This is a genomic window from Mesorhizobium sp. M4A.F.Ca.ET.050.02.1.1 (assembly GCF_003997725.1).
Classification (GTDB): Bacteria; Pseudomonadota; Alphaproteobacteria; order Rhizobiales; family Rhizobiaceae; genus Mesorhizobium.
In genome coordinates, this window is the sequence record NZ_RZSG01000728.1 from 1 (window position 1) to 3,053 (window position 3,053).

General features: G+C 64.4%; 5 protein-coding genes and 1 pseudogene. 5 read left to right on the top strand and 1 reads right to left on the bottom strand.

The window, feature by feature from the left end; translation table 11 throughout:
* Positions 1-114: pseudogene (locus EOA33_RS40945) on the bottom strand (Holliday junction resolvase RuvX); the annotation flags it as partial.
* 118 nt (positions 115-232) lie between these two features.
* On the opposite strand from EOA33_RS40945, the gene EOA33_RS30115 reads away from it, so the two are divergent.
* From EOA33_RS30115 to EOA33_RS30135, 5 genes are all read left to right on the top strand, one after another.
* Positions 233-940, top strand: a complete 708-nt coding sequence (locus tag EOA33_RS30115) for a metal-dependent hydrolase (RefSeq protein ID WP_126054685.1) — start codon at positions 233-235, stop codon at positions 938-940.
* A 52-nt stretch (positions 941-992) separates the two neighbouring features.
* Positions 993-1,409: a hypothetical protein gene (locus EOA33_RS30120; protein WP_126054684.1), complete on the top strand. Its 417-nt coding sequence runs from the start codon at positions 993-995 to the stop codon at positions 1,407-1,409.
* A gap of 87 nt (positions 1,410-1,496) precedes the next feature.
* Entirely contained in the window at positions 1,497-1,784 is a 288-nt protein-coding gene (gene gatC, locus EOA33_RS30125) for an Asp-tRNA(Asn)/Glu-tRNA(Gln) amidotransferase subunit GatC (protein ID WP_127407302.1), read from the top strand.
* 7 nt (positions 1,785-1,791) lie between these two features.
* A complete protein-coding gene (locus tag EOA33_RS30130; RefSeq protein ID WP_126054682.1) occupies positions 1,792-2,250 on the top strand; it encodes a GNAT family N-acetyltransferase in 459 nt (152 codons plus the stop codon).
* The coding region (locus EOA33_RS30135) for an amidase (RefSeq protein WP_245482473.1) at positions 2,250-3,053 on the top strand (804 nt) is incomplete at its 3' end. The genes EOA33_RS30130 and EOA33_RS30135, both read left to right, overlap by 1 nt.

Below are 3,053 nucleotides of genomic sequence, written 5' to 3' on the forward strand. Positions count from 1 at the left end.
GAGGCCCCGGTCGGAGACCGCCACACCGATCGTCTTGTCGCCGAGGTCGAGCCCGGCCAAGGTCCTGCCGCCTTGGAGACGTGCCGGCAAGTCCTCGATCGATATGATGCCCAACTGCTTTCCTCTGACCTCAAGCGCGGCGCACCCTTTTTGACGCACCGCATGTGATGGCACTTTAATTCTGCCGGAGGCGTTCTATCCTCTGGCGCAGCAAAAATCGAGGAAGGCATTGATGAAACTGACCTGGTACGGACATTCGGCGTTCCGCGTCGAGACGGCAGGGGCCAATATCCTGATCGACCCCTATCTGATCGGCAATCCGTCCTGGACGGGCGGCTGGGAAGGGCCGGCGGAAGGGGTGACGCACGTGCTCTTGACCCATGGCCACAACGATCACGTCAGCGGCGCGCTGGAGATTCTGAAGAAGAGCGGCGCCGTCCTGGTCGCCAATTACGAGATCTGCATGTATCTGGTCGGCCAGGGCGCCAGCGGCAGCAAGATCAATCCCGGCAATATCGGCGGCACCGTCGATTGCGGCGCCTTCACCACCACCTTCGTCCAAGCGTTGCACTCCTCGTCCTTCGGCGGCGAGGGCGGCGCCAACACCTATCTCGGCAATCCCGGCGGCCTCGTGCTGCATTTCCCGCAGGACAAGACGCTCTACCATATGGGCGACACCGACATCTTCTCAGACATGGCGCTGATCAACGAACTGCATGAGCCGAAGATCGGCCTTGTGCCGATCGGCGACCGCTTCACCATGGGCGGCGCGGTGGCGGCGCTCGCCTGCCAGCGCTTCTTCAACTTCGACACGGTCGTTCCCTGCCATTTCGGCACCTTCCCGATCATCGACCAGACCGCCGACAAGTTCGTCGCCGGCATGGAGGGCTCCGGCGTCGATGTGGCCTTGCCGGCGATTGGCCAAACCATCACGTTATAGGCGCGGAGACGCGCTGAGCCGGGACTATTCATTGGGGAAATGGAATGAAATCATGGCTTTGAGGCAGACACTTTGTGTTTCGATGCTGGTTGCCGCGTCCCCCGCGCCGGCGGCCGAGGGCTTCATCGACGGCGTCTACCTGCAATCGGAGGAACTGTGCGCGCAGGCCAAGAAGGGCAAGCTGCAGGACTTGATCGAGGCAGGCAACATCGTCCTGTCGGCCCGCGGACTCGAGGGCATCGAATTCAATTGCGAGTTCCTTCAGGTCACCAAGGCATCGCGCTCGCCGAGCTGGGCGGTCACCGCCATCTGCCAGGAGCCGGGTTTGGTCTTTCCCGACGTCCTGTCGGTCACCCAAATGAGCCCGAAGCAGATCGACCTTGTCTCGGTTCGGCCGGTCGATGACGAGAGCGAGCAGGCCGGGAATGGCGGCAGCTACTTCCACTGCGAAGGCGTGGCGCTGCCTTAAGCCCAAATCTCAGCCATCCGCGCGGCGATGCAGGTTGCGCGGCGCGCGCGTCGCCGCTATAGCGCTGGTTTTCCCGAGGCAACAAAAATGTCCGTTGATCTTCAGACAGTGAAGCGCGTCGCGCACCTTGCCCGCATTGCGGTGAGCGAGGAGGACGTCCAGCGCATGACCGGCGAACTGAACGCCATCCTCGGCTTCGTCGAGCAATTGAACGAAGTCGACGTTTCCGGCGTCGAGCCGATGACCTCGGTGACGCCGATGGAGATGAAGAAGCGCCTGGATATCGTGACCGACGGCAATAAGCCCGCCGACATCGTCGCCAACGCGCCGGCCACCGAAGAGAACTTCTTCCTCGTCCCGAAGGTGGTGGAGTAAAGGCCCGATGGCAATCGAGATCGCCGTCGAGACCGCCTTGCAGGACGATGTGCGCATCCTTGTCGAGGAACTCAACGTGACGCTGCTCGAACTGACGCCGCCGGAGCACTGCTACCACATGACCGTGGAGGAGATGGCCGGCAAGGACACGACGGTCTTCATCGCGCGCGACAATGGTCTCGCCGTTGGCTGCGGCGCGCTGAAGCGCCACGACAGCGGCATCGGCGAGGTCAAGCGCATGTACACCAGGCCCTCGCATCGTGGCCAGAAGATCGGCGCGAGCATTGTCGAGCGGGTCGAGGCGCTGGCACGCAGCGAGGGGATGACGCGCCTGGTGCTGGAAACCGGCGACCGCCACCCCGCCGCCTGGACTGTCTATGAACGCGCCGGATTCTCGCGGTGCGGCCCGGTGCTGGACTATCCCGACTCCGAATGGTCGGTGTTTTACGAAAAGAGCCTTGCCTGATGAGCGAACTGACACATCTGACGATTTCCGAAGCCCGCGCCAGGCTGCGCGGCAAGGAGATCACCGCCGCCGAGATCACCGAGGCCTATCTGCAGGCGATCGAGCGCGCCAATCCGGTGCTCAATGCCTATGTCACGGTCACCGGCGACAAGGCCCGCGACATGGCCAAGGCCTCCGACGCCAAGCTCGCCAAGGGCGAGGGCGGCGCGCTGGAAGGCATTCCGCTCGGCATCAAGGACCTGTTCGGCACCAAGGGCGTCCACACCCAGGCCTGCAGCCACGTGCTGGACGGTTTCGAGCCTCGCTACGAATCAACCGTCACCGCCAATCTGTGGGCCGACGGCGCCGTCATGCTGGGCAAGCTCAACATGGACGAGTTCGCCATGGGCTCTTCCAACGAGACCTCCTACTACGGCCCGGTCATCAACCCGTGGCGGCGCTCGCGCCTCGACACGGTGGTGATGCCGACCACGCACCAGGGCGACGGCGGCTTCGTCTCGGCCGGCGGCGCGAAAACCCAGCGCACGCTGGACAATGCCCAGCTCGTGCCGGGCGGCTCGTCCGGCGGATCGGCCTCGGCCGTTTCCGCTTTCCTCTGCGCCGGCGCCACCGCCACCGACACCGGAGGCTCGATCCGTCAGCCGGCGGCTTTCACCGGCACGGTCGGCATCAAGCCGACCTATGGCCGCTGCTCGCGCTGGGGCATTGTCGCCTTCGCCTCGTCGCTGGACCAGGCCGGCCCGATCGCGCGCGACGTGCGCGACGCCGCGATCCTGTTGAAGTCGATGGCCTCCGTCGACCCG

Coding starts and splice junctions, on each gene's coding strand:
- EOA33_RS30115 (WP_126054685.1), top strand. CDS start 233: ATGAAACTGACCTGGTACGGACATTCGGCGTTCCGCGTCGAGACGGCA.
- EOA33_RS30120 (WP_126054684.1), top strand. CDS start 993: ATGGCTTTGAGGCAGACACTTTGTGTTTCGATGCTGGTTGCCGCGTCC.
- gatC (WP_127407302.1), top strand. CDS start 1,497: ATGTCCGTTGATCTTCAGACAGTGAAGCGCGTCGCGCACCTTGCCCGC.
- EOA33_RS30130 (WP_126054682.1), top strand. CDS start 1,792: ATGGCAATCGAGATCGCCGTCGAGACCGCCTTGCAGGACGATGTGCGC.